At 64.3% G+C, this 24688-nt stretch carries 15 protein-coding genes; 5 read left to right on the top strand and 10 right to left on the bottom strand.

Translation table 11 applies throughout. From position 1 onward, the window contains the following. Positions 1 to 36 precede the first annotated feature (36 nt). Positions 37 to 4980, top strand: a complete 4944-nt coding sequence (gene pks13 / locus QRN54_RS15450; RefSeq protein WP_285182374.1) for a polyketide synthase Pks13 — start codon at positions 37 to 39, stop codon at positions 4978 to 4980. Continuing rightward, positions 4977 to 6518 (top strand): acyl-CoA carboxylase subunit beta, encoded by a 1542-nt coding sequence (locus QRN54_RS15445; protein ID WP_285182373.1) that lies wholly within the window; start codon positions 4977 to 4979, stop codon positions 6516 to 6518. The genes pks13 and QRN54_RS15445 overlap by 4 nt, the downstream gene beginning before the upstream one ends. On the opposite strand, the gene QRN54_RS15440 is transcribed toward QRN54_RS15445, so the two are convergent. Continuing rightward, entirely contained in the window at positions 6515 to 7426 is a 912-nt protein-coding gene (locus QRN54_RS15440; RefSeq protein WP_285182372.1) for a LysR family transcriptional regulator, read from the bottom strand. The two genes, QRN54_RS15445 and QRN54_RS15440, sit on opposite strands and share 4 nt — an antisense overlap. Positions 7427 to 7499: 73 nt before the next feature. On the opposite strand from QRN54_RS15440, the gene QRN54_RS15435 reads away from it, so the two are divergent. Beyond that, positions 7500 to 8450, top strand: coding sequence for a DMT family transporter (locus QRN54_RS15435; RefSeq protein WP_075831808.1), 951 nt, complete (start codon positions 7500 to 7502; stop codon positions 8448 to 8450). On the opposite strand, the gene QRN54_RS15430 is transcribed toward QRN54_RS15435, so the two are convergent. The 3 genes from QRN54_RS15430 to QRN54_RS15420 all read right to left on the bottom strand — a co-directional run bounded on the left by QRN54_RS15430 (position 8447) and on the right by QRN54_RS15420 (position 15429). Then, complete coding sequence (locus QRN54_RS15430) at positions 8447 to 11749, bottom strand: arabinosyltransferase domain-containing protein (protein ID WP_075831810.1); 3303 nt, start codon at positions 11747 to 11749, stop codon at positions 8447 to 8449. The genes QRN54_RS15435 and QRN54_RS15430 overlap by 4 nt on opposite strands. Positions 11750 to 11822: 73 nt before the next feature. Then, positions 11823 to 15077, bottom strand: a complete 3255-nt coding sequence (locus tag QRN54_RS15425; RefSeq protein ID WP_285182394.1) for an arabinosyltransferase domain-containing protein — start codon at positions 15075 to 15077, stop codon at positions 11823 to 11825. A gap of 82 nt (positions 15078 to 15159) precedes the next feature. Continuing rightward, positions 15160 to 15429 (bottom strand): helix-turn-helix domain-containing protein, encoded by a 270-nt coding sequence (locus tag QRN54_RS15420; protein ID WP_003943854.1) that lies wholly within the window; start codon positions 15427 to 15429, stop codon positions 15160 to 15162. A gap of 49 nt (positions 15430 to 15478) precedes the next feature. Between QRN54_RS15420 and map the strand changes: the two genes are divergently transcribed. After that, complete coding sequence (gene map, locus QRN54_RS15415; protein ID WP_063315966.1) at positions 15479 to 16243, top strand: type I methionyl aminopeptidase; 765 nt, start codon at positions 15479 to 15481, stop codon at positions 16241 to 16243. Between the two features lie 9 nt (positions 16244 to 16252). Here the strand turns inward: map and QRN54_RS15410 are convergent, their stop codons facing one another. Further along, positions 16253 to 18085 (bottom strand): hypothetical protein, encoded by a 1833-nt coding sequence (locus QRN54_RS15410; protein WP_063315256.1) that lies wholly within the window; start codon positions 18083 to 18085, stop codon positions 16253 to 16255. 334 nt (positions 18086 to 18419) lie between these two features. Here QRN54_RS15410 and QRN54_RS15405 point away from each other — a divergent pair, with 334 nt between their 5' ends. After that, positions 18420 to 19091 carry an MspA family porin gene (locus QRN54_RS15405; protein ID WP_223304562.1) on the top strand — a complete coding sequence of 224 codons (672 nt, stop codon included), beginning with the start codon at positions 18420 to 18422 and terminating at the stop codon, positions 19089 to 19091. A 21-nt stretch (positions 19092 to 19112) separates the two neighbouring features. On the opposite strand, the gene QRN54_RS15400 is transcribed toward QRN54_RS15405, so the two are convergent. From QRN54_RS15400 to dprE1, 5 genes are all read right to left on the bottom strand, one after another. Next, positions 19113 to 19745: a hypothetical protein gene (locus QRN54_RS15400; RefSeq protein ID WP_231915915.1), complete on the bottom strand. Its 633-nt coding sequence runs from the start codon at positions 19743 to 19745 to the stop codon at positions 19113 to 19115. Between the two features lie 99 nt (positions 19746 to 19844). Beyond that, on the bottom strand, positions 19845 to 20453 hold the full coding sequence (locus QRN54_RS15395) for a TetR family transcriptional regulator (protein WP_003943927.1): 609 nt from the start codon (positions 20451 to 20453) through the stop codon (positions 19845 to 19847). Between the two features lie 73 nt (positions 20454 to 20526). Further along, the gene (locus QRN54_RS15390) at positions 20527 to 22380 is read right to left on the bottom strand and encodes a galactan 5-O-arabinofuranosyltransferase (protein ID WP_063315964.1); all 1854 of its coding nucleotides are present in this window, start codon (positions 22378 to 22380) and stop codon (positions 20527 to 20529) included. 90 nt (positions 22381 to 22470) lie between these two features. After that, on the bottom strand, positions 22471 to 23232 hold the full coding sequence (gene dprE2 / locus QRN54_RS15385; RefSeq protein ID WP_007731800.1) for a decaprenylphospho-beta-D-erythro-pentofuranosid-2-ulose 2-reductase: 762 nt from the start codon (positions 23230 to 23232) through the stop codon (positions 22471 to 22473). After that, positions 23229 to 24662: a decaprenylphosphoryl-beta-D-ribose oxidase gene (gene dprE1 / locus QRN54_RS15380; RefSeq protein WP_003943934.1), complete on the bottom strand. Its 1434-nt coding sequence runs from the start codon at positions 24660 to 24662 to the stop codon at positions 23229 to 23231. The genes dprE2 and dprE1 overlap by 4 nt, the downstream gene beginning before the upstream one ends. Between the last annotated feature and the right edge of the window lie 26 nt (positions 24663 to 24688).

Raw genomic sequence — 24688 nt, 5'->3', positions numbered from 1 at the left:
GAGCAGTCCCTTCATGATCGGTGGCTTGGTGAGTTGATGGTTGAACAAGATGGTGCGCAGAGCAAAGACGTTGTGAGCGAGATGAGTGTCGCGCAGCTGCGTGAGTGGCTTCGCAATTGGATCGCCAACGCGACCGGTCAGCCGGCGGGGTCGATCACGGACGATCGCCCGATGGAAGAGTTCGGGCTCGCCTCGCGGGACGCAGTTGCTCTGAGCGGAGACATCGAGGATCTGCTCGGCGTCACGCTGACCGCCACGGTTGCCTATCAACACCCCACCATCGCTTCGCTGGCTACTCGGATCATCGAAGGTGAGCCCGAGGCGCCGGAGGAGACCGTCGACGCCTCGTATTACGTCTCAGGCGGCCTGACGGACGCTCACGACATCGCCATCGTCGGACTGTCCACACGATTCCCCGGTGCCGGGCACACGCCTTCGGACATGTGGGAAATGCTGGCGGCCGGACGCGACGGCATCAGCGACCTCCCCGAGGACCGCTGGGCCGAGTTCATGTCGGATCCCGCCATCAAGGCCGCGGTCGAGAACGCGAACACCAAGGGCGGGTACCTCGACGACGTCAAGGGCTTCGACGCCGAGTTCTTCGCGATGTCTCCGCTCGAGGTCGTCAACGTCGATCCGCAGCAGCGCCTCGCACTCGAACTCGCATGGGAAGCACTCGAGCACGCTCGCATTCCGGCCAGTGGGCTCAAGGGCAAGCAGGTCGGTGTTTTCATCGGCAGTTCCGCCAACGACTACCAGTTGCTCGCGGTCAGTGATCCGACGACGGCGCATCCGTACGCGTTGACCGGAACGTCGACGGCCATCGTGGCGAACCGGGTCTCGTACTTCTTCGACTTCCGTGGACCGTCCATCGCTCTGGACACCGCGTGTTCGTCTTCGCTGGTTGCCGTTCACGAGGCTGTGCGCTCGCTGCGCAGCGGTGACTCCAACATCGCGCTGGCCGGTGGCGTCAACATGCTGCTGGCCCCTCCCGGAACCCTCGGTTTCGATCAGACCGGGATGCTCGCTCCCGACGGAAAACTGCGTGCCTTCTCCGCTCAGGCTCAGGGAATCGTTCGCAGTGAGGGCGGCGGACTCGTCGTGCTCAAGCGCCTCGAAGACGCCGAGCGTGACGGAGATTCCATCCTCGCGGTGATCGCCGGATCCGCGGTCAACCAGGACGGCCGTTCCAACGGTCTGCTCGCACCCAATCCCGATGCCCAGGCCGACGTGTTGCGTTTCGCGTACCGCGACGCCGGCATCGTGCCGACCACCGTCGACTACATCGAGGCGCACGGAACGGGTACCGATCTCGGTGATCCCATCGAGGCCGACGCGCTCAGTCGTGTCGTCGGTCGTGGTCGTGACGACGACAAGCCGGCACTGCTCGGTAGCGCGAAGACCAACTTCGGGCACCTGGAAGCAGCTGCAGGCGCCGCCGGCCTGATCAAGGTCGTTCTGGCGATGCAGGAAAACAAGATTCCCGCGACGATCAACTACCTGGGCCCGAACCCGCACATCGACTTCGAGAAGTCGCACCTGCAGGTGACGCCCGAGGCCACCGACTGGCCGCGCTACACCGGCAAGGCTGTCGCCGGTGTCTCCGGTTTCGGTTTCGGTGGAACCAACGCGCACGTCGTGGTCAAGGAGTACGTGCCTGCCGACGCGGTAGTCGATGAACCGGTTGTGGATGCCCCGGTGGTCGACGAACCGGCAGCAGAGAACGAGAGCACCGTTGTGCTGGCCGTTTCCGGTGCGCTGCCGTCGCGTCGTCGCCGCGCAGCCGCTGACCTGGCCGACTGGCTCGAAACCGAAGAGGGAAGCAAGACGCCCCTCGCCGACGTCGCCCGCACACTCGCGCGTCGCAACCACGGACGCTCGCGCGCCGCTGTTCTGGCGAAGACGCGCTCCGAGGCCATCAGCTCGCTGCGTGCCGTCGCCGCGGGCAAGCCTGCTCAAGGAGTCTTCTCCGCCGACTCGCCGTCGCCCAAGGGCGCGGTGTGGGTGTTCTCGGGCTTCGGCTCGCAGCACCGCAAGATGGCCAAGCAGCTCTACACGGAGAACTCGGCCTTCAAGGCGGCCGTCGACGAGGTCGACGCGCTGATCCAGGACGAGGCCGGTTACTCGATGGTCGAGATGTTCCTCGACGATTCGATCGAGTACAACGTCGAGACCGCCCAGGTGGGAATCTTCACCATCCAGGTCGGTCTGGCCGCGTTGCTGCGTCACCACGGCGCCGAGGCCGAAGCCGTGGTTCCGCACTCGATGGGTGAGGCCGCTGCCGCATACGTGTCCGGTGGCCTGAACCTGGAAGACGCTGTGCGCGTGATCTGTTCACGTTCACGGCTGATGGGTGAGGCCGAGGGCGCACTCGTCGGTGACGACATCCGTCTGATGGCTCTGCTCGAGTACAGCGCATCCGAGATCGAGGCGCTACTGCCCACGTACCCCAAGCTCGAGGTCTGTGTTTACGCAGCTCCGACGCACACGGTGATCGGTGGACCACAGCCGGACATCGAGGCGATCGTCGCGGACGCCGAGGCCGACGGCAAGATGGCGCGTGTCCTGCAGACCAAGGGTGCCAGCCACACCTCACAGGTCGATCCGTTGCTCGGCGAGCTTGCCGCGGAGTTGGCCGGTATCGAGCCGACCACGTTGAAGCTCGGCGTCTACTCGTCCGTCGACAAGGACACTTTCTACCGTCCCGGTCACGAGCCGATCCATCAAGAGGCGTACTGGGTCAAGGGTCTTCGCCACAGCGTGTACTTCACCAATGCGGTACGCGGTGCAGTTGCCCACGGCCACACCACTTTTGTCGAGCTTGCACCCAATCCGGTGACGTTGATGTCGGTGGCGGCTACCGCTTTCGATTCGGGCCTGCACGACATGGAGCTCATCCAGACGCTCAAGCGTAAGGAAGACGAGTCCGCGGGTGTTCTTGCCGCTCTCGCGCAGCTGTACGTGCACGGCCATGCCGTGAACCTCGAGTCTCTGCTTCCCGCAGGCGATTTCGCTTCGGTTCCGCGTACCGCATTCCTGCGTAAGCCGTATTGGCTCGACATTCGCGTCAGTGCCGGCGGTTCGGCTCGCGTACCCGGTTCGCACGTCGCTCTGCCCGACGGCCGCCACGTGTGGGAGGTCGACGCATCCGCCGTCACCGATCTGGCTGTGCTCGTGAGCGCTGCTGCCGGACAGGTGCTCTCGGATGTCGCTCTCACCGCTGCCGTTCCCCATGGTGAGCTGGCCGGCGCTGCGACCCTGACGACGACACTCAACCCGCATCCGGGTGGAGCGTCGGTGCAGGTGCACGCTCGTGAGGGTGCTACGTTCCGTCTGCTCTTCGACGCCGTCGTCACGTCGGGTGAGCCGCTGCCCGAGCTGGTCGTCAGCGCGCCGGTCAAGACCAGTGCGCCGATGGAATCCCTGGCCGAGGTCGTCGAAGACGCCGGAGACAAGTGGGATCCGAACGGTTCGCAGAGCCTCGACGACCGCCTCAAGATCGTGGTAGCCGAGTCGATGGGGTACTCGCCGGAGGATCTGCCGGCCGAGGTTCCGCTCATCGAACTGGGTCTCGACTCACTCATGGCGATGCGTATCAAGAACCGCGTCGAGTACGAGTTCGACATTCCGCAGCTCCAGCTCCAGGCAGTCAAGGACGCGAGCCTCAACGAGGTCAACAAGTACCTGCGCTACGCGATCGACAATCGCGAAGAGGTTCAGGCGATGGCCGACAAGCAGGCCGCGGAGAAGTTGGCGGCCGACGCTGCTGACGAGGACGTTGCTCCCGCCGAGGTGGCAGTGGAACTGCCTACCACTGCTCCGGTTGCTGCTGCGCCTTCCGGTCCTTCTCGAGCCGGAACTGCCGACGACGCAGGCTCGGACGTTCCGCCGCGAGATGCGGCCGAGCGCTTGACGTTTGCGACGTGGGCGGTTGTCACCGGGAAGTCGGCCAAGGGCATCTTCAACGATCTGCCGATCGTCGGTGACGAGGTCGCCGAGAAGCTTGCTGCTCGGCTTTCCGAGCGTGCCGGTGGCGAGATCACTCTCGACGACGTTCTCGACTCCACCACCATCGAAGAGCTTGCGGACGTCGTTCGCCAGTACCTCGAGGACGACGGCAAGATCGACGGACTCGTACGTACTCTGCGTGCCCGTCCCGAAGGTTCCACTGCCGTACCGGTATTCGTCTTCCATGCTGCCGGTGGTTCGACGGTGACGTACGAGCCTCTGCTCAAGCGCCTGCCCGCCGGCACGCCGATGTACGGATTCGAGCGGGTCGAGGGCTCGATCGAAACCCGCGCTGCTGCTTACGTTCCGCTGCTGCGTGAGATCCAGGGCGACGGGCCGTACGTGCTGTGTGGCTGGTCGTTCGGTGGCGTGATGTCGTATGCGGTCGCGAAGTTGCTGCGCGAGCAGGGCGCCGACGTGCGTGTGGTCGGGCTGCTCGACACCGTCATGGCCGGCGAGGTCGTGCCGGACACCGAGGCGGAACGACGCAAGCGCTGGGAGCGCTACGGCAAGTTCGCCAAGCGCACCTACAACCTGGATGTGCCGCTGCCGCTTGACGTTCTGGCTTCCACCGAAGCCGACGAGGATCAGATCCAGATCTTGATGGACATGATCAAGATGAGCGGCGCCAAGATTCCCGGCGGCATCATCGAGCATCAGCGGACGTCGTGGTTGGACAATCGCGCCATCCAGACGGCCGAGTTCAGCAGTTACGACGGCGACGTCGTGCTCTACATGGCTGACAAGTACCACGACGAGCTGATGACGCTCGAGCCTGCATTCAAGACCCGCAAGGCAGATGGTGGCTGGGGTGACTACGTGAAGAACCTCGAGGTCGTCTACATCGGCGGGGACCACCTGCAGATCGTCGACGAGCCGTACATCGCGAAGGTTGCGGCAGACCTCACCACCAAGCTGGCCCAGATCGAGACAGCTCAGACCAAAGCAGCGGAAACCGGAGTTCAGAAGTGACGACAACCACCGCGGAGAAGCTCGCTGAACTCCGCGAAAAGTTGGAGAAGGCAAAGGAACCCGGCTCGGCTCGGGCCATTGCCAAGCGCGATGCAGCAGGGCACAGCACGCCGCGCCAGCGCATCGACATGTTGCTCGACCCCGGTAGCTTCATCGAGATCGGTGCCCTGGTGAAGATGGCGGGCGAGGGCAACCCGTACAGCGACGGCGTCATGACCGGTCACGGAACCGTCGACGGGCGTCCGGTAGCCGTGTTCGCGCACGATCAGACGGTGTTCGGCGGTGCCGCCGGAGAGATGTTCGGCCGTAAGGTCGCAGCCGTCAACGATTTTGCACTGAAGGTGGGCTGCCCGGTCGTCGGTATCAACGATTCCGGTGGAGCTCGAATCCAGGACGCCGTTTCCTCGTTGGCCTGGTACGCCAACATGGGTTCACGTCAGGAGCCCTTGTCCGGTGTCTGCCCGCAGATCTCGGTCATCCTCGGTAAGTGCGCCGGCGGTGCCGTGTACGCACCGATCAACACCGACGTCGTGGTCGCGACTGAAGAGTCGTACATGTTCGTCACCGGACCCGACGTCATCAAGTCGGTCACCGGCGAAGAGGTCAGCCTCGAGGATCTGGGTGGGGCGCGCAAGCAGGCGGAGTACGGAAACATCCATCACGTCGCTCCCGACGAGAAGGCTGCCTTCGACTGGGTGCGTGAGTACCTGAGCTTCATGCCGTCCTCGTGCACGGAGAAGGCGCCGCTGATCAACCCGGGTCTCGAACCCGAGATCACCGAGTCGGATCTCGAACTCAACGCCTTCATGCCGGATGCCGACAATGCCGGTTACGACATGCACGACATCATTCTGCGGATCTTCGACGACGGAACCTTCCATGAAATCGGAGCCCAGGTCGCGCACAACGTGATCACCGGGTTCTCCCGCGTCGACGGCCTGCCCGTCGGTGTCGTGGCCAACCAGCCCACGTACCTCAGTGGCGCCCTCGATGCAGACAGCTCCGACAAGGCTGCCCATTTTGTGCGCCTGTGCGACGCTTTCAGTATCCCGCTCGTTTTTGTCGTCGACACACCAGGCTTTCTTCCCGGCGTCGATCAGGAAAAGGTCGGTGTCATCAAGCGTGGCGGGCGTTTCCTGTTCGCGTACATCGAAGCCACTGTCCCGAAGGTGACTGTGGTGGTTCGTAAGGCGTACGGCGGCGGTTATGCCGTCATGGGTTGCAAGCAGCTCGGTGCCGACATCAACCTCGCGTGGCCGACCGCTCGTATCGCCGTGATGGGCGCCGAGGGTGCCGTCAACATCATGGGGCGGCGTCAGCTCGCCGAGGCGGGCGAGAACGCACCCGCGGTGCGTGCTCAGTTGATCAACTTCTACAACGAGTTCGTCGCGACGCCGTACATCGCGGCCGAGCGCGGATACATCGACGCGGTGATCGAGCCTTCGCAGACGCGTCTCGAAATCCGCAAGGCTCTGAAGTTGCTCAAGGACAAGACGATCTTCAAGAACCCGCGCAAGCACAACTTGATGCCGCTCTAATTCTTCTTGTCACCGAGGGCGTCGAACTGGCGGCGTAGCGCTTCTATTGCCGCCAGGACGGCAGGTCTTTCGCTGTCGGTCCGCCAGGCGAGGTAGATGTCTCGGCCCAGCGGCGGAAGGGTGTCGAGCATTCGAACACCTTCCGGCGGTACAACTCTCGCCAGGCGCGGGATCAAAGCGACGGCGAGGCCCTGAGCGACGAATTCGACCTGGGTGGGAAACTCGGCGACCTCGTACTCGATTCGTGGGTCGAACCCCTGCGCGCGCAGGGTCCTGACGGTGAAGGTGTGAAAGTCCGTTCCCCGGGTCCACGTCGCCCAGGCATGCTCGGACAGCTCGCTGAGCGCGACGACCTTGTTCTCCGCCAGCGGATGTGACGCCGGGAGAGCGAGCAACGCCACGTCGTCGTACACGGGCGTGAAGGAAAGTCCGTCGGGAAGTTCGACGGGCAGAGTGCTCCAACTGTCGACCACCACGACGTCGAGGTCGCGGCGAATCAGTGCGGGGAGCAGTTCTTCGGATTCGCCTTCGTTGAAGGTGATTTCGAGCTTCGGGTGCGAATGCCTGATTTCGGCGATGGCTCTCGGCAGCACCGTCCTGCTGGGGGAGACCAGGGCGCCGATACGTACGCGGCCCGTCACCTCGCTCTGCAGCGACGCGATTTCCGCCTCGGCCTGGGCGAGCGTCGAGAGAACCTCTGCGGTTCGGCGCGCGAGGATGCGGCCCGCTTCTGTGAGTCGCACACCGCGGCCCTGCGGTTCGAGGAGCGGAACACCGACCTCTCGCTCGAGCTTGTTCAACTGCTGCGAAATCCCGGACGGTGTGACATGCAAGGTGCGGGCGGCAGCCGCCACTGATCCGTTCTCGGCGACGGCGTGCAGGGCGCGGAGTCTTTCGAGATTCAACACAGTAGCAATGCTACTGAATATACGGTCTGAACATTTGCTTGTGCTGAATAGTTAGCGGCAGGAACATTGTCGAGTGACCACTCTGACCTCCGCGACCGCGCAGACACCGACACCCACCCGAACTCCTCGGGGGCGCATCGACCCTCGATTGCTCGTCGTCGGAGGCGCAGCCGCGATCTCGATCAGTTCGCTCCTCATCAAGTTGGCTGATGTCGGGCCCTCGACGGCCGTCTTCTTCCGTTGCTTCCTGGCCCTGCCGCCGCTGTTGTGGTTGGCGTGGCGGGAGTACCGCCGGGTGGGCAAGCCGAGCCGGCGGGCAGTCGTTCTGCAGGTGCTCGGCGGTCTGCTGCTCGGACTGGATTTCGCGTTGTGGTCGCAGTCGATTCTGATGATCGGCGCGGGGATGGCGAGCGTCGTCGTGAACGTGCAGGTGGTCGTGGTGCCCGCACTGTCCTGGTTGGTGTTCGGCCATCGGGTGCCGATGCGGTTCGTCTTCGCCCTGCCGTTCATGTTCACGGGAATCGCCTTGGCGGGCGGCGTGTTCGGAGGTGGGGGAACCGGCGACGACTTGCTGTGGGGAACGGCGCTCTCGCTCGTCTCCGGAATCGCCTACGGCGGCTACATCTTCGTGGTCGGCCGGACGGGCGAGGCGGATCGGGCAGCGAGCCAGGTGTTGATCTCGACGACGTCCGCGGGCATCGCCGGGTCCGTCATCGGATCACTGTGGGGCCGGATCGATTTCGTCCCGGGCTGGGAAGCGTTCGGCTGGCTCGCGGCACTGGCACTGGTCGGCCAGGTGTTCGGCTGGATGCTGATGGGGAACTCGCTCCCTCGGCTTCCCGCCGAGGTGGGCGCGACGCTCCTGCTCATGCAACCGGTACTTGCCGTACTGCTGGCGGTCGTGCTGCTCGGCGAACGGCCAGGCGTTGGGCAACTACTCGGGTGCGTCGTCGTTGTCGGAGCGGTCTCGGCCGTCTCCGTACGTCGCACCCGAGCAGTCACCCGAGTAGGTAGCGCAGGCTAGTGCACTCGCATCTCGCCGGGCATCCACATGCCCGAGCGGGTTGCGGTGCCCGTCTCCACCTCTGCCGGAACAGCATTCGGGAAGTACCGGTCGTAGCGCTCGAGTGATCCCCAGTCCCGCGCCCAGTCGTCCTTCAGGTACGTAGGAACCGTCGTCGCACCGGCAAGAACCTCGGTGAATCCGAGCGGGCCACCGTTGTCCGCGGACTGCCAGGTGTCGGTGGAACTGACCGCAAGAGGACGGTCCGGGAGGATGCGGAAGTTCGGCATCTCGGCCACGCCGTTCTGATGTGTGAACGGACGTTGGCACGGGAACTGAAGGCCGACAGCCCAGTCCAGGAGCACCGGCTGCTCGTTGCCGATGTACGAGTTCAGGGACTCGAGCTTGGGCACGCGCGGCGGCGTGAATGCCATCCACTGATCGCCCGTGAGGTTGGGATCGAACGCGACCACCCGAACGGCGTCGGCGTCCGGCGCGAGTTCGTCGATCGGGATACGGACGTTGCGCCACGACGGCGCGGGTCCGATGTCTCGCGGCATGTACGAACCCTGAACCTGCACGGTCCCGTCGGGCTGAGTCTTGCCGTACTCGACCAGAAGTGACTGGCCGTACGTGATCGCACCGGTGTTGTCGACGGACCACACACGCCCGGCGACGGACATGACCACCAGCGGTGATTCTTCACTGCGAGTGGGCAATCCGTACCAACTCGAGATGAGGGAAGCAGGTTCCTGCACACCGGGCTGATAGCTGCCCATGACCGGTGTCTTCGACGGATCGAGGCCGAAGGGGAGCTTGGCCGTGCTGCCGTTGACGCCGACGTTGCCGGTGCCGCCGCTGGTTCCGGCGCCGGAACCGGTGGCGAAGGTGGGACCGACACTCTGGCTGTCGGTATTGCCCATGCCCTGCTTGACTTCGATGTAATCCGCAGTCAGATCGCTGGGAACCCCATTGGGGGAGAAGCCCTTCGAACCAACGCCGGACAACGGATCCTCGGCGTTGAATCCGGGAGCGGTCAGAGGCCGCAGATTCCCGGAATTGACGTCGGTCTCGACCAGAACGTCCTCGGCCATGCCGCAGGTCTTGCCCGCGAGTGCCTCGACGTTGCTTCGGCCCAGCGAGTACGCCGGGTACTGCGACACTGCACCCTTGAGTAGCGAGAGCACCTCGAACAGGACCATCAGACCGGCAATCACGGTGAGGGGAGCGGCCGCGAACTTGCGAATTCGTCTGCCCTTGGCCGTGTTCGGCTTCTCGGGCGGGGCGGCAAATCCCTCACGCAGGTACTGCCAGGCGGCAAAGGCCAAGGCGAGAGCAAAGAGCGCGAGGAACAGGGTGTTGGATTCACGGCCGTCGTAGGAGATGGTCTTGTCGAACCACGGCACGCCGTAACTCGAGACGTACCAGTAGCCGTTGATGCCGGCGAACGTCAACGCGAGCATCAGGAGTAGTCCGGCCACGAACACCGACCGGTTACGACGCGAGCGCAGGGCGGACGCGGACACGGCCACGGCGGTCAGCGCGGCGAGAGAACCGGCGATGCCCGCGTACGCACCGAAGTGGTGAGTCCACTTGGTGGGGTTGAACATCATCAGGAACATCGTGCCGAAGACGACGCCGACCAGGCGCCACGACGGACCGGTAGCCGCGCCGGGGACGCGGCCGCGGCGCAACAACACGAAGAGCGTCGTGAAGAGGCACAGGATCATCGTCAAGAACGCGAAGCGTCGGGCAACCGAGCCGTCGACCGTCTGGACGAAGAGGTAGTAGTAGCGCAGGAAGTCCTGGTACCACTCGAGATTGGGGCCGATGATCGTTCGGACGCGCGTTGCTTCCATGACGCCGGCAAAGGTCTGGTCGGCGAAGATGACCACCAGCACGATGGTTCCGGCAGCGGCGATCGGAGCGAGAAGCGGCAGGGTGCCGACCAGTCGGTGACGCTTGACGACGATGCGCACCAACGGGCGCACACCGGCGAGAAGGGCTGCGATACACATCAATCCGGTGGGTGCGGCGGCAAGAGTGAAGGCGCCGATCAAGATTGCCGTGGCCGCGGGCAGCAGACGTCCGGTGGCGATGGCGCGCTCGATGGAGCACCAGGTGAGCAGTGCGCCGAGAGCCACGATGGGTTCGGGGCGAAGACCGTTGTTGTACGCCAGCCAGAAGGACAGGAACACCAGACCGCCGGTCCAGAGGGCGACGTTGCTCCGGCGAACCGCCCGCCCGAGACGCGGGACGACCTCGCGGCTGATGACCATCCAGCAGAGGATTCCGGCGAGCAGAGCGGGCAGACGCATGAACGGGCTCGCGGTCGAGATCTTCGCCATCACGGCCAGCACTTCGTAGTACCAGCCGAACGGGGCCTCGGGAACGCCGAACCAACGGAAGTAGTTGGCCATGTATCCCGCGTCCGGTGAGACTCGGGCCATGGTGAGGAGGTAACCGTCGTCGGCGGTGTTCGCGCCGATGAAGTGCCACACGACGAGCGTGCCGACCACCACTCCGTCGATACCGGAGAACTTCCACCAGCGTGCGGGCAGGAAGCGTCGGTGCTTGCGGCCGTCGGTGCCGTCGAGGCGAGCCAGGGCGACCAGCGCGACGATGGTCGAGAGGACGGCCACGATCATCGCGACCAGCTTCAAGACGCTGGGGCTCGAGGAGAAACGTGAGTCGATCGTCATCGAGAAGCCGAGGCCCTCGGGGGCAGCGCCGTCGGGCAGGTCGCTGAAGACGCCGACCACCTGCGGGCGGAAGTCACCGTCGAGTTGGCCACGAATCGGGTTGCCGTCGGGATAGGTCAGTCCGACGAACTCTGCCGTGGTTCGGTTGACGTCGGAGCTGAACGCGATGGCGCCACAGCGACTGGACTCGACGTCCTCGCGTGCCGCCGAAGCGACGACGACGTTGCGATCGAGCACGTCGACGCTCGTCGCGGACACCCGGACGAACATCGACGACAGTGCCGCGCCGTCGCCCTGTGCAGGTGCCGTCGACAGCAGGATGCCGCCGCCCTCCGGCAACGAGCTGACCGCGGTACAGGGGATCGATGCGTTGACGTCGATGGGAACCTGCGCCATCAGCGGTGCCTCGACGTCGCCGATCACGCCGTTCTGCGGCCAGTTGACCGAAGCCGTCGTCTGCACGACGGGAAGGAGCGGAGTCGCCAGTGCGAGCACGAAGCCGAGCAAGCCGGCGATGATCGCGACCCATCGCGTGCGATGGAAACGCTCGCGGGCATCCTGACCAGCAGGAGGCGGCGAACTCGAAGTCTGGGGTGAAGCTGTCACGGCGTCGGGCACGGCTACCGATGGTATGTCAGGGCTGAGCGTGGACCTACCGTGCCTGGGTGGTTGGTAGGTCCACGCGTAACAGTTACGACTGGTAACGAATCGGGCCCGGTGTCCAGGTGCCCGATCGGGTCTCGGTGGTGACGTTCATTTGCGCGGGAACCGCGTCCGAATCGAGCGGTGTGTACTGCTCGAGCGATCCCCAGTCACGATCCCAGTCGTTGTCCAGATAGGTCGGCAATGCCCTGGCCGAGAGCAGTTCGGTAGTCCAGCCGAGCGGTCCGCCGCCGTAGTGGTCCTGCCAGGCGTTGGTGGACTCCGCGCCGATGCGGTCGGGCAGGATGCGCCAGTCGGGGATCTCGGCGACGCCGTACAGGTGATCCACCGGACGTTGGCACGGGAAGGCCAGACCGACAGCCCAGTCCATCAGCACGGGATCGGTGGATCCGACGACGTCCTGCAGCGTGCGCATGGTCGGCACTCGTGGCGGTGTGACCGCCAGCCACTGGTCGGCGCTGATGTCGGTGTCACTGGCCACCAGACGCACGGTGTCGGCGTCGGCGGGCAGCTGATCCATCGGAACGCGCAGGTTGCGCCACGACGGCGACGGGCCGATGTCGATCGGATCGACACGTCCCAGTGCGTCGACGCTCCCGTCGGCCTGCTTCTTGCCGTACTCGACCTGCAGCACTGCGCCGGGGGTGACGATGCCGTCGGAGTTGACGTAGCGGATGCGTCCGGCGGCCGCGACGGTCAGGAGCGGTGCGGCGTCGTTGCGCTCGGGGAGTGAATACCAACCGGTGGTCAGTGACGCGTTCTGAGGTGCTCCGTAACTACCGAGCACCGGGGTTTTTGCGGGGTCGAGCCCGAACGGGAGCGCGACGTTGCTGCCGTTGACGCCGGCCGTCGACTGCGAGCCACCGGCGGTGCCGGATCCGGTTCCCGGCGTGGTGGTGCCGGACTGAGATGTTGTCGTGTCGAGGCTGTTTGCACTGCCCGCCGTCGAGTCCTCGGCGTCTGCGGTGAGGTCGCCGGCGACTCCGTCCGGCGAGAACCCGGTTGATTCGCTCGCACCGAATGCACCCGCGCCGGCGAGATCGGTGGGCCGATCCGTCAATTGCAGAACGCCGGCGTTCGGATCGGACTCGACGAGTACCTCACCCGCGAGACCGCAGCTTCCGCCGAAGACGGATTCGATGTTGGACTTGCCGATCGAATACGCGGGGTACTGCGCGACCGCGCCCTTGAGCAGGGACAGCACCTCGAACAGCACGACCGCTCCGGCCGCGATGGTCAACGGTGACGGGGCGAGAAGGCGAAGTCGCCTGGTCTTCTTGACGCTGTCCTCTGTGCCGTTTCGCCGGCGCGGCTCCATGACGTGGTACCACGCGGCCAGCAGCAGCGCGAGAATCGTGAGGCCGAGGAAGGCCGTCGAGAATCCCTTGCCGGCGATTGACGGCGGCTTGTCCCACCACGGGACGCCGTAACTCGAGACGTACCACCAGCCGTTGGAGCTCGTGAACGCCACAGCGAGGATGAACAGGATGCCCGCGGCGAACAGCGCGCGGTTTCGTTTGGAACGCATGCTCGACGCACTCACACCGACGGCGGCAAGGACGGCCACCGTGGCGGCCAGACCGGCGTACACACCGAAGTGGTGAGTCCACTTGGTGGGGGTGAACTGCATCAGGAGCAGCGACGCGAACACGATGCCGAGGATTCGGCGCGAGGGCCCGATAGCGGTGCCCGGGATCCGGCCCTTGCGCAGGATCATCATGACGCAGAAGACGAGTCCGACGATCATGACGAACATGCCGAAGCGGCGGGCCAGTGAGCCGTCGGGGGAGATGGTCATCAGTGCGTCCCAACGCAACCGTTCCTCGAACCACGGAACGTTCGGCCCGACGGCCGTTCGCACTCTGGTCGATTCGAGAACTGTCGCGAGGGTTTGATCAGCGAAGACCGCGACGAGCACCACGGTTCCGGCGGCGAGAATCGGCATGATCTGGGACAGGAAGCCGACGCGTTTGCCGCGGGCGATCAGGATCTGCAGGATCGGCCTGGCTCCGGCGATCAGCGCGCCGATGGCGATCAGCCCGGAAGGCCCGGCGGCCAGCGAGAATGCGGCGATCAGCACGGCCATCGCGGCGGGCAACAGACGTCCGGTGGCGATGGCGCGTTCGATGGAGCACCACGTGAGCAGGGCGCCGAGGGCGATGATGGGCTCGGGACGCAGGCCGTTGTTGTACGGCAACCAGAAGGCGAGGAACACGAGCCCGCCGGTCCAGATGGCAACCTTGTTGCGGCGCACCGCAACACCGAGTCGCGGTATCACCTCGCGGCTGATCACCATCCAGCACAGAATGCCGGCGATCAGCGCGGGCAGGCGCATCCACATGCTCGCGGTGCTGACCTTCGCGAACAGTGCCAGCACGTCGTAGTACCAACCGAACGGCGCTTCGGGGACTCCGAACCAACGGAAGTAGTTCGCCATGTACCCGGAATGCTCCGAGACTCGGGCCATGCCCAGCAGGTAACCGTCGTCGGAAGTGTTGGCGCCGAACACATGCCACAGCGCCAGCGTGCCGATAACCAGGGCGTCGATGCCGGTGAACTTCCACCATCGCGCCGGCAGGAACCGCCGCGCACGACGGCCGTCGACGCCGTCGATCCGGTGCAGTGCGTACAGCGAGACGATGGTCGAGAGTGCCGCCACGATCATCGCGAACAGTTTGAGAAGTGTGGGGCTGGACGAGAACCGCGAGTCGACGTCCATGTGGGCGGACAGTCCGGCGGGCGCTGCGCCCTGCAGGTCGGTGAAGATGCCGACCACCTGTGGGCGGTAGTCACCGGTCAGGGTGGTGCCGACGCCGTCGATTCCGGTGACCGCCGCGACGGTCTGCTCGGAGTTGGTCGTGATGGTGATCGCCGTGCACCCGCTCAGTTGATCGAGCGGGGTCGAGATCAATACCGAATCGCGGGTGAGTGCTTCGAGGCGGTCGGCAGTGGTGCGGACGGTGAGGCCGCGGGCGTTTCGGTCCGGCGCCCCGTTCGGCATGGTCGAGAGCAGTGTGCCGCCGCTGCCGCCCAACTGGCCGAGAGTGGAACAGGGGATGCTGATGTCGAGCGATGTGGGCGAGTAGGAGATAAGCGGCGACGAAACGCTGTTGACGGTCCCACCCTGCGGCCAGTCGATGCTCGCGGCTTCCTGCTTGACGGGCAGGAAGGGCGTCGCGAGTGCAAGAAGCAGGCCAAGAAGGCCGGTGACTATCGCGATGAGTCGTGCCGTCCGGACTCGCTGGGAATCCGATTCTCGGGGAGCTTCGGGGCCAGTGGGCACGGGTTTCGGGGGCACTACTACTTCAGACGGCACAAGGAACGATGTTAGGCGAGTGTGGGCCCGCACATCCTGAGAGAACTACTCAGGATGCAACTTCCTGTTCGGATTGTGGTGTTTCAAGTGTTCGGGCAATGGTGTCGAGTGAAATACCCAACACTTCCGCGACCGCGCTGATGGTGAAGAAGGCGGGTGTCGCGATGCGTCCGGTTTCGATCTTGCGCAGCGTTTCGACCGAGATGCCGGCATCGAGCGCTACCTGAACCATGCTTCGGTCTCCCCGTGCAGATCGCAGGAGTTCACCCAGTCGTAGTCCTCGTTCGAGTTCTTCCGCCGTCAGCGGTACGCGCACCATGTGCTTATAGTAATACCGGTATAGTTATTCGACAAGGAAGGTGTTCGAAATGGTCGAAATCAAGACCGCAGGGGAAATCGACGCGATGGCGGCGGCTGGGAGAATCACGGCGCAGGCTCTGGCTGCGGCGCGTGAGGCGGCAAGCGTCGGGGTGACGTTGCTCGAATTGGACGCCGTTGCCGCGGAGGTTATTTCGGCGGCCGGCGCCTCGGCGCTGTTCTTGAACTACCGGCCGGCAACGGCACCGACGCCGTTCCCAGGCGCCATCTGTGCGAGTGTGAACGATGCTGTGGTGCACGGTATCCCGAATGAGTACCGGCTTCGCGACGGTGACCTGGTCAGCATCGACTGCGGCGCGAGACTCGACGGTTGGTGTGGTGACTCCGCCATCAGCTTCACTGTCGGGCGCGGGAGCAGTGAGGATCAGGCACTGATCGACGCGACCGATGAGGCACTTGCCCGTGGCATTGCCGCTGCCCAGCCCGGAAACCGATTGGGCGACATCGGTGCCGCGATCGGACAGTACGCGCGCGGCCTCGGATACGGAATGCTCGCCGATCACGGTGGGCACGGCATCGGCCGCGAGATGCACGAAGGCCCGGACGTGCCCAACGAAGGCCGAGCAGGCAAAGGCTTCCGGCTACGGCCCGGCCTGGTCATCGCCATCGAACCGATGCTCATCGCCGACGGAACCGACGACTACCGGCACGACGCCGACGGGTGGACCCTTCGCACCGTTTCGGGCGCCAGGGCTGCGCACAGTGAGCACACGGTCGCGATCACCGAAGACGGTCCGGTGATCATGACCCGCTGATCAACCCGCTCAGCTCTGGTTGGAGGTCTTGCCGCTCACGAGGTCTCGTACGTCCCACACCCACACGTCGTCGACGCGCTTGGCGTCGAAGCCGACCAGCTCGTCGACCGTGTGGCGCAGGGCGTCGTCGCCGGAGAATCGGGGAAGCACCAGTACGTCGGCGTGCCAGTACCGCAGGTCGGTCAGTGCGTTCGCTCTGGTGCCCACGTCGATCAACGGGACCTTGCCGGTTTGTTTGGCATTGACCAGCAGGGTCGAGGTGGGCCGGGACTCGGCGCCGTAGATTCCGGCGCGGGTCTTCGAATCCGGGCCGACGAAGTACCCGCCGGCGATGGGGAAGCCGAAGTCGGCGTCGACCTGCCAGCTCAGTGCGCGGGCGTCTTCGGCGCTCGCGACGGGAACCGTCACCAGGGTGCCGTCGCTGACGTAGTTCTCCCACGAGCCGCTGGTGATGAATTCGGGCGTCGCAGATCGCTGATCGGCGTCGATGGGGGTCGGGATCAGGGGAATCATCGCGACGGCGAGTGCCACCAGCCAGACACCGGCGGCCGTGCGGCGCGGTCCACGAAGTTCGACAAAAGCGCGGTAGGTGCCGAGGGTGAGCAACAGTCCGATCGCCGGAATCGCGCCCATCGCGAATCGGGATTCGAGCACCGATTCGAACAACGGCAAGTCTGCGAGGAGTTTCCACGGCAGGGTGATGCCGGTCTTGTCACCGTCGATGGTCAGTTCGGAACCGAGCGAGAGCACACCCATCACCACGATCACGGCGGCGGCAGCGCGGGTCAGACGGATGCGCCACAGCCACACCGTTGCACCGAGAAGCAGGAGCACCAACGGCCATCCGAAGTACGCGTTCTCCTCGGTCGGGTTCATTCGGAACTCGGCGCCCTCAGGATCTCCCGCAACCGACTCGGTCGGGAACGTGGTGAGGGCAGCGGTGTCGTTGCCTGCCTGACCGTGTGAGACGCCGTCGTAGCTCGCTGGGCCGAAGAACTGCGACCACAGCGGCACCGCGGTGATCAGGAGTGTGACCGCGCCGCCGATCACGAGGCCGGGCATCGCGCGCTTGATCGCCTGGCGCGACTTGGCCAGGTCGGGCAGTGCATAGGCGGCGCCGAACACCATGGCTGACATCGTGAAGATGAGGAGCGGTTCTTCGCCGAGGAAGATCTGCCAGGCGACGAGTAGGCCGAGCACGACACCGTCGCGAACCGGACGCTTGCCGTTCGAAATGCGCACTACCTGCAAGAATATGAACGGAAGTACGAAGAACGCGACGAAGTTCGGGTGGCCGTTGGCATGCGAGATCATGGCGGGCGCAAATCCGCAGAACCCCGCTCCGACGGCGGCGGCGACCTTGGAGCGGACGGAGACTCCGGTCAGTACGTGCCGCGAGAATGCCCAGTACCAAGCGATGGCGGTGCCGCCGAGGCCGGCGGTCAGCCCGATCGCATACGTGGCGGTCGGTCCGAAGATCAGCGTGATCGGGGCCAACGGGATACTGATGCCGAACATCGCGGTATTGGCCATCAGGTTCACGCCGAGTGGATAATTCTGCAGGTCACTGAACAGTGGGCTGCGGAACTGGGCGAGGGCGTGAGCGGTATCGGCGAAGAACCATTCCCACATGGCCTGGTCGCGGCCCGCGTTGAACAGATAGCCGGACTGCAGATCGCTCCACAGGTTGGACATCACGTAGATCGCCGCGACGGTGAACGTCGCCATGATCGCGAAATCGACCAGACGACCGCGCTGGACGACCGAGCGCCGCACTGCTGAACGGACTCGCCCTGGACGTGCTTCTTCGAGCAGTTGGACGTCGGGCAAGGTCTCGGTCATGCAGTCGGTGCCTTTCGGTTCTGGCGCCCATCCCTGAAGTGGCGATCTCAGAAGTTCGGGGTGGCCTACTTAGGTCTCGATTCGATAACTTCCACTGTCAGAGTAACGAACAAAACGGTTCGCGTCCGCGAGCGGGCGCAGTCAGCGGGACAAACCGGTCCGCCCGACTTGTCCGGAAAGTAATGTTTTCGTGCACCGTTTGACGGGTTCGTGACCGGGGTATCGCAACAAGGATCTTGCTCGCGTTTGTTCAGGCAGCCCCGACGAATCCCATCCTCGACGAAGAGTTGGAACCTACGTCCGGGGCCTATACCGGATGGGATGGTGCTTGTGCATGTCGAAGACAGCAGTTCGTAGTAGCGCAGTAGGAGCAGTGGCCCTGTTGGCCGTTGTCCTGGGGGGTGGGACGGCGTCGGCAGGCGTCGACAACACCAGTTCGATCACCGACGTCAAAGGAAATCGGATAGAGGTCTATCAGGCTGATACCGCTATCCACGTCTTTCCACCTCTCGACAGCTCACCGCTGAGTGTCGAGTTCTTCCACGACGGGGTTGCCGGCGTGAAGATCGACGGCCCGGATGCAGCAAGTTTCACCGGAACGAAGCTGACGATCGGTTATCAGATCGGTTACCCGATCGCGTTGACCGGCGCGACGGTCGTTCTCAACAGTCCCGGTCTCGACTGGGCGATCGACAGTGGCACCGACATCGGCATCGGACTCATCCCAGACCCGGCACTGGGCGTGGACTTCACGAATCACGTCATTCTCGGCGGGGACATCATTCCGTCGCAGGAACTTGACGTCGATCTGGCGCCCGGCGGAATCACCGACGTCGCGCTGCTCGAGGATCAGACATTCGACGGTCCCGAGGCCGCTGTCCGTCTATCCGGAGTTCACGGTTATGTACAGGGAGCAATCGGTCCGGTGACCATCAGGCCGTACGCGAAGGCTGTCACGTCGAATGGCGATACCGTCGTCACTTACGGTGTACCGCAGAGGCTTTAGCGAAAGCGGATGCTCCCCCCGTCACGCTGCAACAGCGTGATGGTGGGAGTTTTCCGCGTTCCGTGTGGTCGAATCGGCGCCACGAATCGGCGAAGCGTCCGCCCAGTGGGCACTACGGGAAACACTGACGAGTTTCGCGACCAACCGTGCCGCGATCCACACGAGGTACACGGCGGTGATCAGAAGCAGAAGTGCCCAGTCGTGCGCGAAGAATCCGACTATCCCGCCGATCGTGAACGCGAGGGCGACGAAGACGACCCGTCCGCCCACGTCGGTCTCGACCAGATATTCGGGTTCGATCGGATCGTCGGGTTCACTCGATTCATCGACGTCCTCGGATGACTCGGCCCTGGACTTCTGGTGGTGTTCGGTGGGGATCTCGAGTAGCTCGCCCCATTCGAGCACCGCAACGGTGTGCGCGGTGTCGGTCGGGATCGCGCGGTAGTCGCGGGACTCGGACACGTCGATGAGAGCCCTTGCCAGAGTGAGTACTTCGATGCGATTGCGAATCGCGACGCTCAACACTTCATGGAAAGCCTGTTCGCGCCCGAACGGTTTGCCGCGCGCAATGACCAGAACATGCTCTGCGGAATCGAGAACTGCACGATGCGGTACAAGCTCGCGGCTTTGCGCAACGAGTTCGCTCACTGTCATCACCTACCCCGCCGGTGGTTGATGCGGCCGTTTGCTCGACTGCGCTTGGAGGGTCTGAGTACCCCGGCAGTTTCGGAAACAAACTCGCCGGACAGCGTGTCAGATTTGCGCAGCCGGGGCCGAGAGTGCTCCGAGGCAACTTTCGATCAGGTCGGCAACGATCACGTGAGCACGTTCTCGGCTGTCGACGCGGCCTTCCCACGTGGCAAAAGTGACGACGGTGAGCACGGTCAGAGTTCCCGCCCGAAGTTCGGCGATCTCTGCCGGTAACGAGGACGCAGCGACTATCCGCCGCTGAACTTCGCGGAAACTCTCGGCCTGCATGTGGTCACGGATAGTCGACGACATCGCCGGGTCGAAGATCGACTGCACCAGGAACCGCGCGTACAACGTGCCCTCGCGGTAGATGGTCTGTTCCGCCAACGGCAGGACGAGAGCCTCGACGAGGGCACGCATCGTCGGTGGATTCGCGTCGAGATCGATCGTGTCGAGCAACTCACGACGACGCTCACCGGCAGGTCGCATTCTGGACTCGACGACGGCCGCCAGCAAACCTTCACGTGACCCGAAGTGATACTGCGCAGCCGATTTGTTGGCCTGCCCGGCTTCGGTCTGAACATCACGAAGAGTCAGAGCGGCCAGACCTCGCTCGGCAACCAGACGCTCGGCTGCATCGATCATCGCCGCTCGGGCATCGGTTCGGGGCACGGTATGAAGTTAGGGGTGCGTCGGGGTCGCGTCAACGACCCCGACGGTAAGCCTTTTGTGACGTATCTCCTGGTTAGATTGCGTCAGAGCGGGTAACGACCACAAACGGCCCCTGCTCGGTCACGGTGAAACGAGGATCGTCGAACAGTTCCTTGGGGAACGTGACCGTGTAGCGGCGGACGTTCGGGTCGTTGGGGTAGACGTCCTCTGCCAACCGCAGCGTGTACCCGTCGGCGCCCTGGCGGAAGACGAAGGCGTCGGGGCTGCGCCACGGCGCCGAGTCCAGCGCAGTTACCAGTTCGTCAGGCGTCTTCAGCTCCGACCACTGCTCGATCAGCGCAGCGCGCGCACGGAAATCAGCGAGCGGGTTCGCGTAGTGCGACGTCAGTCCTTGAAAGCCGAAGTACGGGTAGAAGCTCAGGAAGCCGATGTCGGCAGTGAGGACCACCGTGTCATGGGGTTCGCGTCCCAACTGCTCGCGAATGATCCGGTCGATGTCGGCGTAATTGGCTTCGGCACCCGGGGGTCGCTTGTCCCCGCGCTCGCCGTTGCCGTCGGTATCGCTGTATGCCACAGCGATATCCGGCGCCAGCACCTGCGGGATGTTCTGCGCGAAGGCGATGGCTCCGATGACACCGAGTGCAACCAGTACCGCTTTGACGCGAGGATTTTCGCTGGTGGCCAGCACGATCCAACCGGCGAACTCGAAGAAACCGAACACACCGGCGGCTGCAAGGAGTCCGATCAGGACCGGCTCCAGTCGGAAACCGAGGAGCGTACTGCCGGCGACGGTGAACGTCATGGACAGCAATGCCCACAGGTACACGGCAATGACACCGATACCGAGTGCTCGGGCGCGGCGGGAGAACAGGAACCGCGAAATCAGCCAGATCGTGCCGAGTAGGCACAGTCCACCGACGAGGGTGAAGCTCAGCATCGGGAAGGGCAGTACCGCACCGGAATCGGGGAGGTAGTGCATTGCGGTGCCGGACTCTGCGGTGGCACCGGAGAGTGCCTTCAGCAGGTACGGCGTCCAGACGGTCAGAGCCACCAGGCCGGAGATCACCGCGATCACGGCGAGCCTGACGAGGGGGCCCAGTGCGGCTTTCCACGTGTTCTGGGCGCGTGCGGCAAGTACTGCGGCAACCAAGGCCATCAGAGTCACTGCGAACGCGGCGAATCCGAGATAGAGCGTGTAGACCGTTGCGGCGAGACCGAGGAACAGGCCCGTCCCGAGTATTGCGCCGGCTCCGGCAAATCGAGATGCCCCCGGCCGGTCCAATGCGCCCCACGCGAGGATCAGCACTGGCGGGATCAGGAGGTTGATGACGGCGCCGTACGCCTCGGGGGAGTTGTACGCCAACACGACGGCAGTGACGGCCAATGCCGCGACGACGGCCCAATCGCGTCGAATCAGCTTGGTCCACAACACGAGTGCAACGACGGCGACGACAGCCAACGAGCCGATCGCATAAGGCTTGAAGGCTTCCCAGCCGTCCATTCCCAGCAGGTTCGCGACGCGTCCACCGATCCAGAACCAGCCGGCCGGGTAGAACGGCGGCAGATCCACGTACGTCATGTCCTGCAGCGCAGCCGAATCCGTCAGCCGGGTCAGGTACTCGGTCCGGAACTGCTGATCGACCGAGACGCCGTGCAGATACAGACTCGTCGCGGCCAGGGGAAGTCCGAGCGTCGTGGTGACGAAGCCGGAGAGCCCGGCCCACGAGAGGAGTTTTGCGACCCGCTCGGCCTTGCGGGCGCGGAACATCAGAACCGCAACACCGACCACTGCGATGCAGAGCACCTGCAGCACCGTCGTGACGGCCTGCGTGACATTGGAAGAGGTGAACGCCGGCCACTGCACTCGGCCGAAAGCAAAGAGCCCGACAGCGGCTACAACAGCGGCGACCAGCGCTCCGAGGGCCATTTCCACCACCGTCGCCGCGGCATTACGCCACGGCGACGGGGTCGAAAGGTCTGTACTCGGAGCAGTTGTTGTTTCTGGCACGGGAGGAGCTTAAACCGGCAACTTCCGGAAGATCGGGCGCGGCACGTGGCGAAGACCCATCATGACGAAGCGCCACGGGCCGGGAGTCCAGACGATTTCCTTGCCCTTGTCCGAGGCGGCAACAGCGAGCTTCGCGACGATGTCCTTGTTGACCGTCAGCGGAGCTTCCTTGACGTGGGCACTGAACTGCGTGCGCACCATGCCGGGGCGAACGACGGTGACCTGCGGTCCGAATTCCGCGAGAGCCTCGCCGAGTCCGAGGTAGAAACCGTCGAGGCCCGCCTTGGTGGATCCGTAGACGAAGTTGGCACGCTTGACGCGCTCGCCGGCAACCGACGACATCGCGATGATCTTGCCGAAGCCCTGAGCCTTCATCTTCTCGCCGAGAAGAACACCGACCGAGACGGAGGCGGTGTAGTTGACGTTTGCCACCAGAACGGCCTTGCGCTGGTTCTGCCACAGCTCTTCGGAGTCACCGTCCAGTGCGAAGGCGACGATGGCGACGTCGACGTCACCGTTCGAGAACGCCTGGTCGATCACCTTCGGGTGCGATTCGAAATCAACGGCGTCGAAGTCGATGAGCTCCACCGAGGTGGCACCCTTCGCTTCGAGCTGCTTGACCGCAGCTTCGCGTCCCGGATCGCCAGGGAGTGCCGCCAGAACGACGCGGAGCGGCGCCTTCTTCAGGTACTCCTCACAGATGGCGAGGCCGATCTCGGAGGTTCCACCGAGAAGCAAAACGGTTTGCGGGTTACCTACAGCGTTGATCACAGTTCCAGCCTTCTGGACATATCGGAGGCGAAAACGCCTGTGGGGTCGTACTTGCGGCGCGTCGCGATCCACTCGTCGATGCGCGGGTACATGGCGTGGAAGGTTTCCGCGGACGTCCGCGAGTCCTTGGCCGTGTACAGGCGTCCGCCGAATTCGAGGACACGCTTGTCGAGTTCGGTGACGAACTCGTTCAGGCCCGGCTTGATGCGGAAGTCGACGCAGATGTTCCAGCCCGGGATCGGGAAGCTCAGCGGCGCCTGATTGCCTTCGCCGAAGAGCTTGAACACGTTGAGGAACGAGTAGTGCCCGCTGCGCTGGATGTCGACGATGATCTTCTTGAACTCGTCGACGGCCTCCGGCGGAACCACGAACTGGTACTGCAGGAATCCGTTGGATCCGTACGCGCGGTTCCACTCACCGAACATGTCGAGCGGGTGGTAGAACTGCGTCAGATTCTGGACCTTGCCGCGATACTTGCCGGACTTGCGGAACCAGACCTCACCGATCGCGGTGAAGTTGAACTTGTTGGCCAGCCCGTTCGGGAAGACGTCGGGGAACGTCAGCAACTGCGGTGCGTCGAAGGCGAGCGGGTTCTTCTGCAGCTTGGCCGGAAGCTGGTCGAGCTTCGCCAATGACCCGCGCGAGACTGCCGCCCGGCCGAGCTTCGGGGGCGCGGAAATCGCGTCGAACCACGCGCTCGAATACTCGTAGTTGGCCTCACTGCCGTCGCTGTGCAGCGCGATGGTCTCGTCGAGGCTGTTGGTGACGTCGCCGTCGGCGATGAAGTACGCCGTCTCCGTCGGTGTCATCTTGATGGTTGCCCGCAAGATGATGCCCGTCAGGCCCATGCCGCCGATCGTGGCCCAGAACAGTGCGGCCTTCGGGTCGTTGCGCCCGCCCTTGGGGGTGAGCGTGCGAACCTTGCCGTCGGCCGTCAGCAGATCCAACGACACGACGTGGTTGCCGAAGCTGCCCGCGCTGTGGTGGTTCTTGCCGTGGATATCCGAGCCGATGGCGCCGCCGATCGTGACCTGACGAGTACCCGGCAGGACCGGAACCCACAGGCCGAACGGCAGAGCAGCCTTCATCAGCTGATCCAGATTCACGCCGGCGTCGACGTCCACCAGAGCGGTGTCGCGATCGATGCGGTGAATGCGGCTGAGTGCATTCATGTCGATGACCAGGCCGCCGGCGTTCTGCGCTGGGTCACCGTACGAGCGGCCGAGGCCGCGCGCGATGACGCCGCGTCGCAGATGCGAGGGCTTGGAATCGTTCTGTTCCGCAACCTGGGCGACCGCGTTGGCGATCACTTCCACGTCGGGGGTGGACAGCACCTGTGCAGTGGTGGCGGCGGTGCGTCCCCAACCGGTGAGGGTGCGGGCTTGGGTGTGGAGAGCCGGCTGCGGCGTCTCTTCTGCTGTCGTGGACATCAAGGTAGAGGTTACCTGGGAGTAGT

It is taken from the genome of Rhodococcus sp. MEB032 (genome assembly GCF_030208925.1).
In the GTDB taxonomy this organism is placed as follows: domain Bacteria; phylum Actinomycetota; class Actinomycetes; order Mycobacteriales; family Mycobacteriaceae; genus Rhodococcus_F; species Rhodococcus_F qingshengii.
The sequence above is the reverse complement of the archived record's forward strand: the minus strand, read 5'-3'. Positions and strand labels throughout refer to the sequence as shown.

Excerpts from the sequence above, each read along its gene's own strand:
- QRN54_RS15390 (WP_063315964.1), bottom strand. The coding sequence starts at position 22,380 with ATGGCCCTCGGAGCGCTGGTCGCCGCTGTTGTAGCCGCTGTCGGGCTC.
- map (WP_063315966.1), top strand. The coding sequence starts at position 15,479 with ATGGTCGAAATCAAGACCGCAGGGGAAATCGACGCGATGGCGGCGGCT.
- QRN54_RS15410 (WP_063315256.1), bottom strand. The coding sequence starts at position 18,085 with ATGACCGAGACCTTGCCCGACGTCCAACTGCTCGAAGAAGCACGTCCA.
- pks13 (WP_285182374.1), top strand. The coding sequence starts at position 37 with ATGGTTGAACAAGATGGTGCGCAGAGCAAAGACGTTGTGAGCGAGATG.
- QRN54_RS15400 (WP_231915915.1), bottom strand. The coding sequence starts at position 19,745 with ATGACAGTGAGCGAACTCGTTGCGCAAAGCCGCGAGCTTGTACCGCAT.
- dprE1 (WP_003943934.1), bottom strand. The coding sequence starts at position 24,662 with ATGTCCACGACAGCAGAAGAGACGCCGCAGCCGGCTCTCCACACCCAA.
- QRN54_RS15405 (WP_223304562.1), top strand. The coding sequence starts at position 18,420 with ATGTCGAAGACAGCAGTTCGTAGTAGCGCAGTAGGAGCAGTGGCCCTG.
- QRN54_RS15420 (WP_003943854.1), bottom strand. The coding sequence starts at position 15,429 with ATGGTGCGCGTACCGCTGACGGCGGAAGAACTCGAACGAGGACTACGA.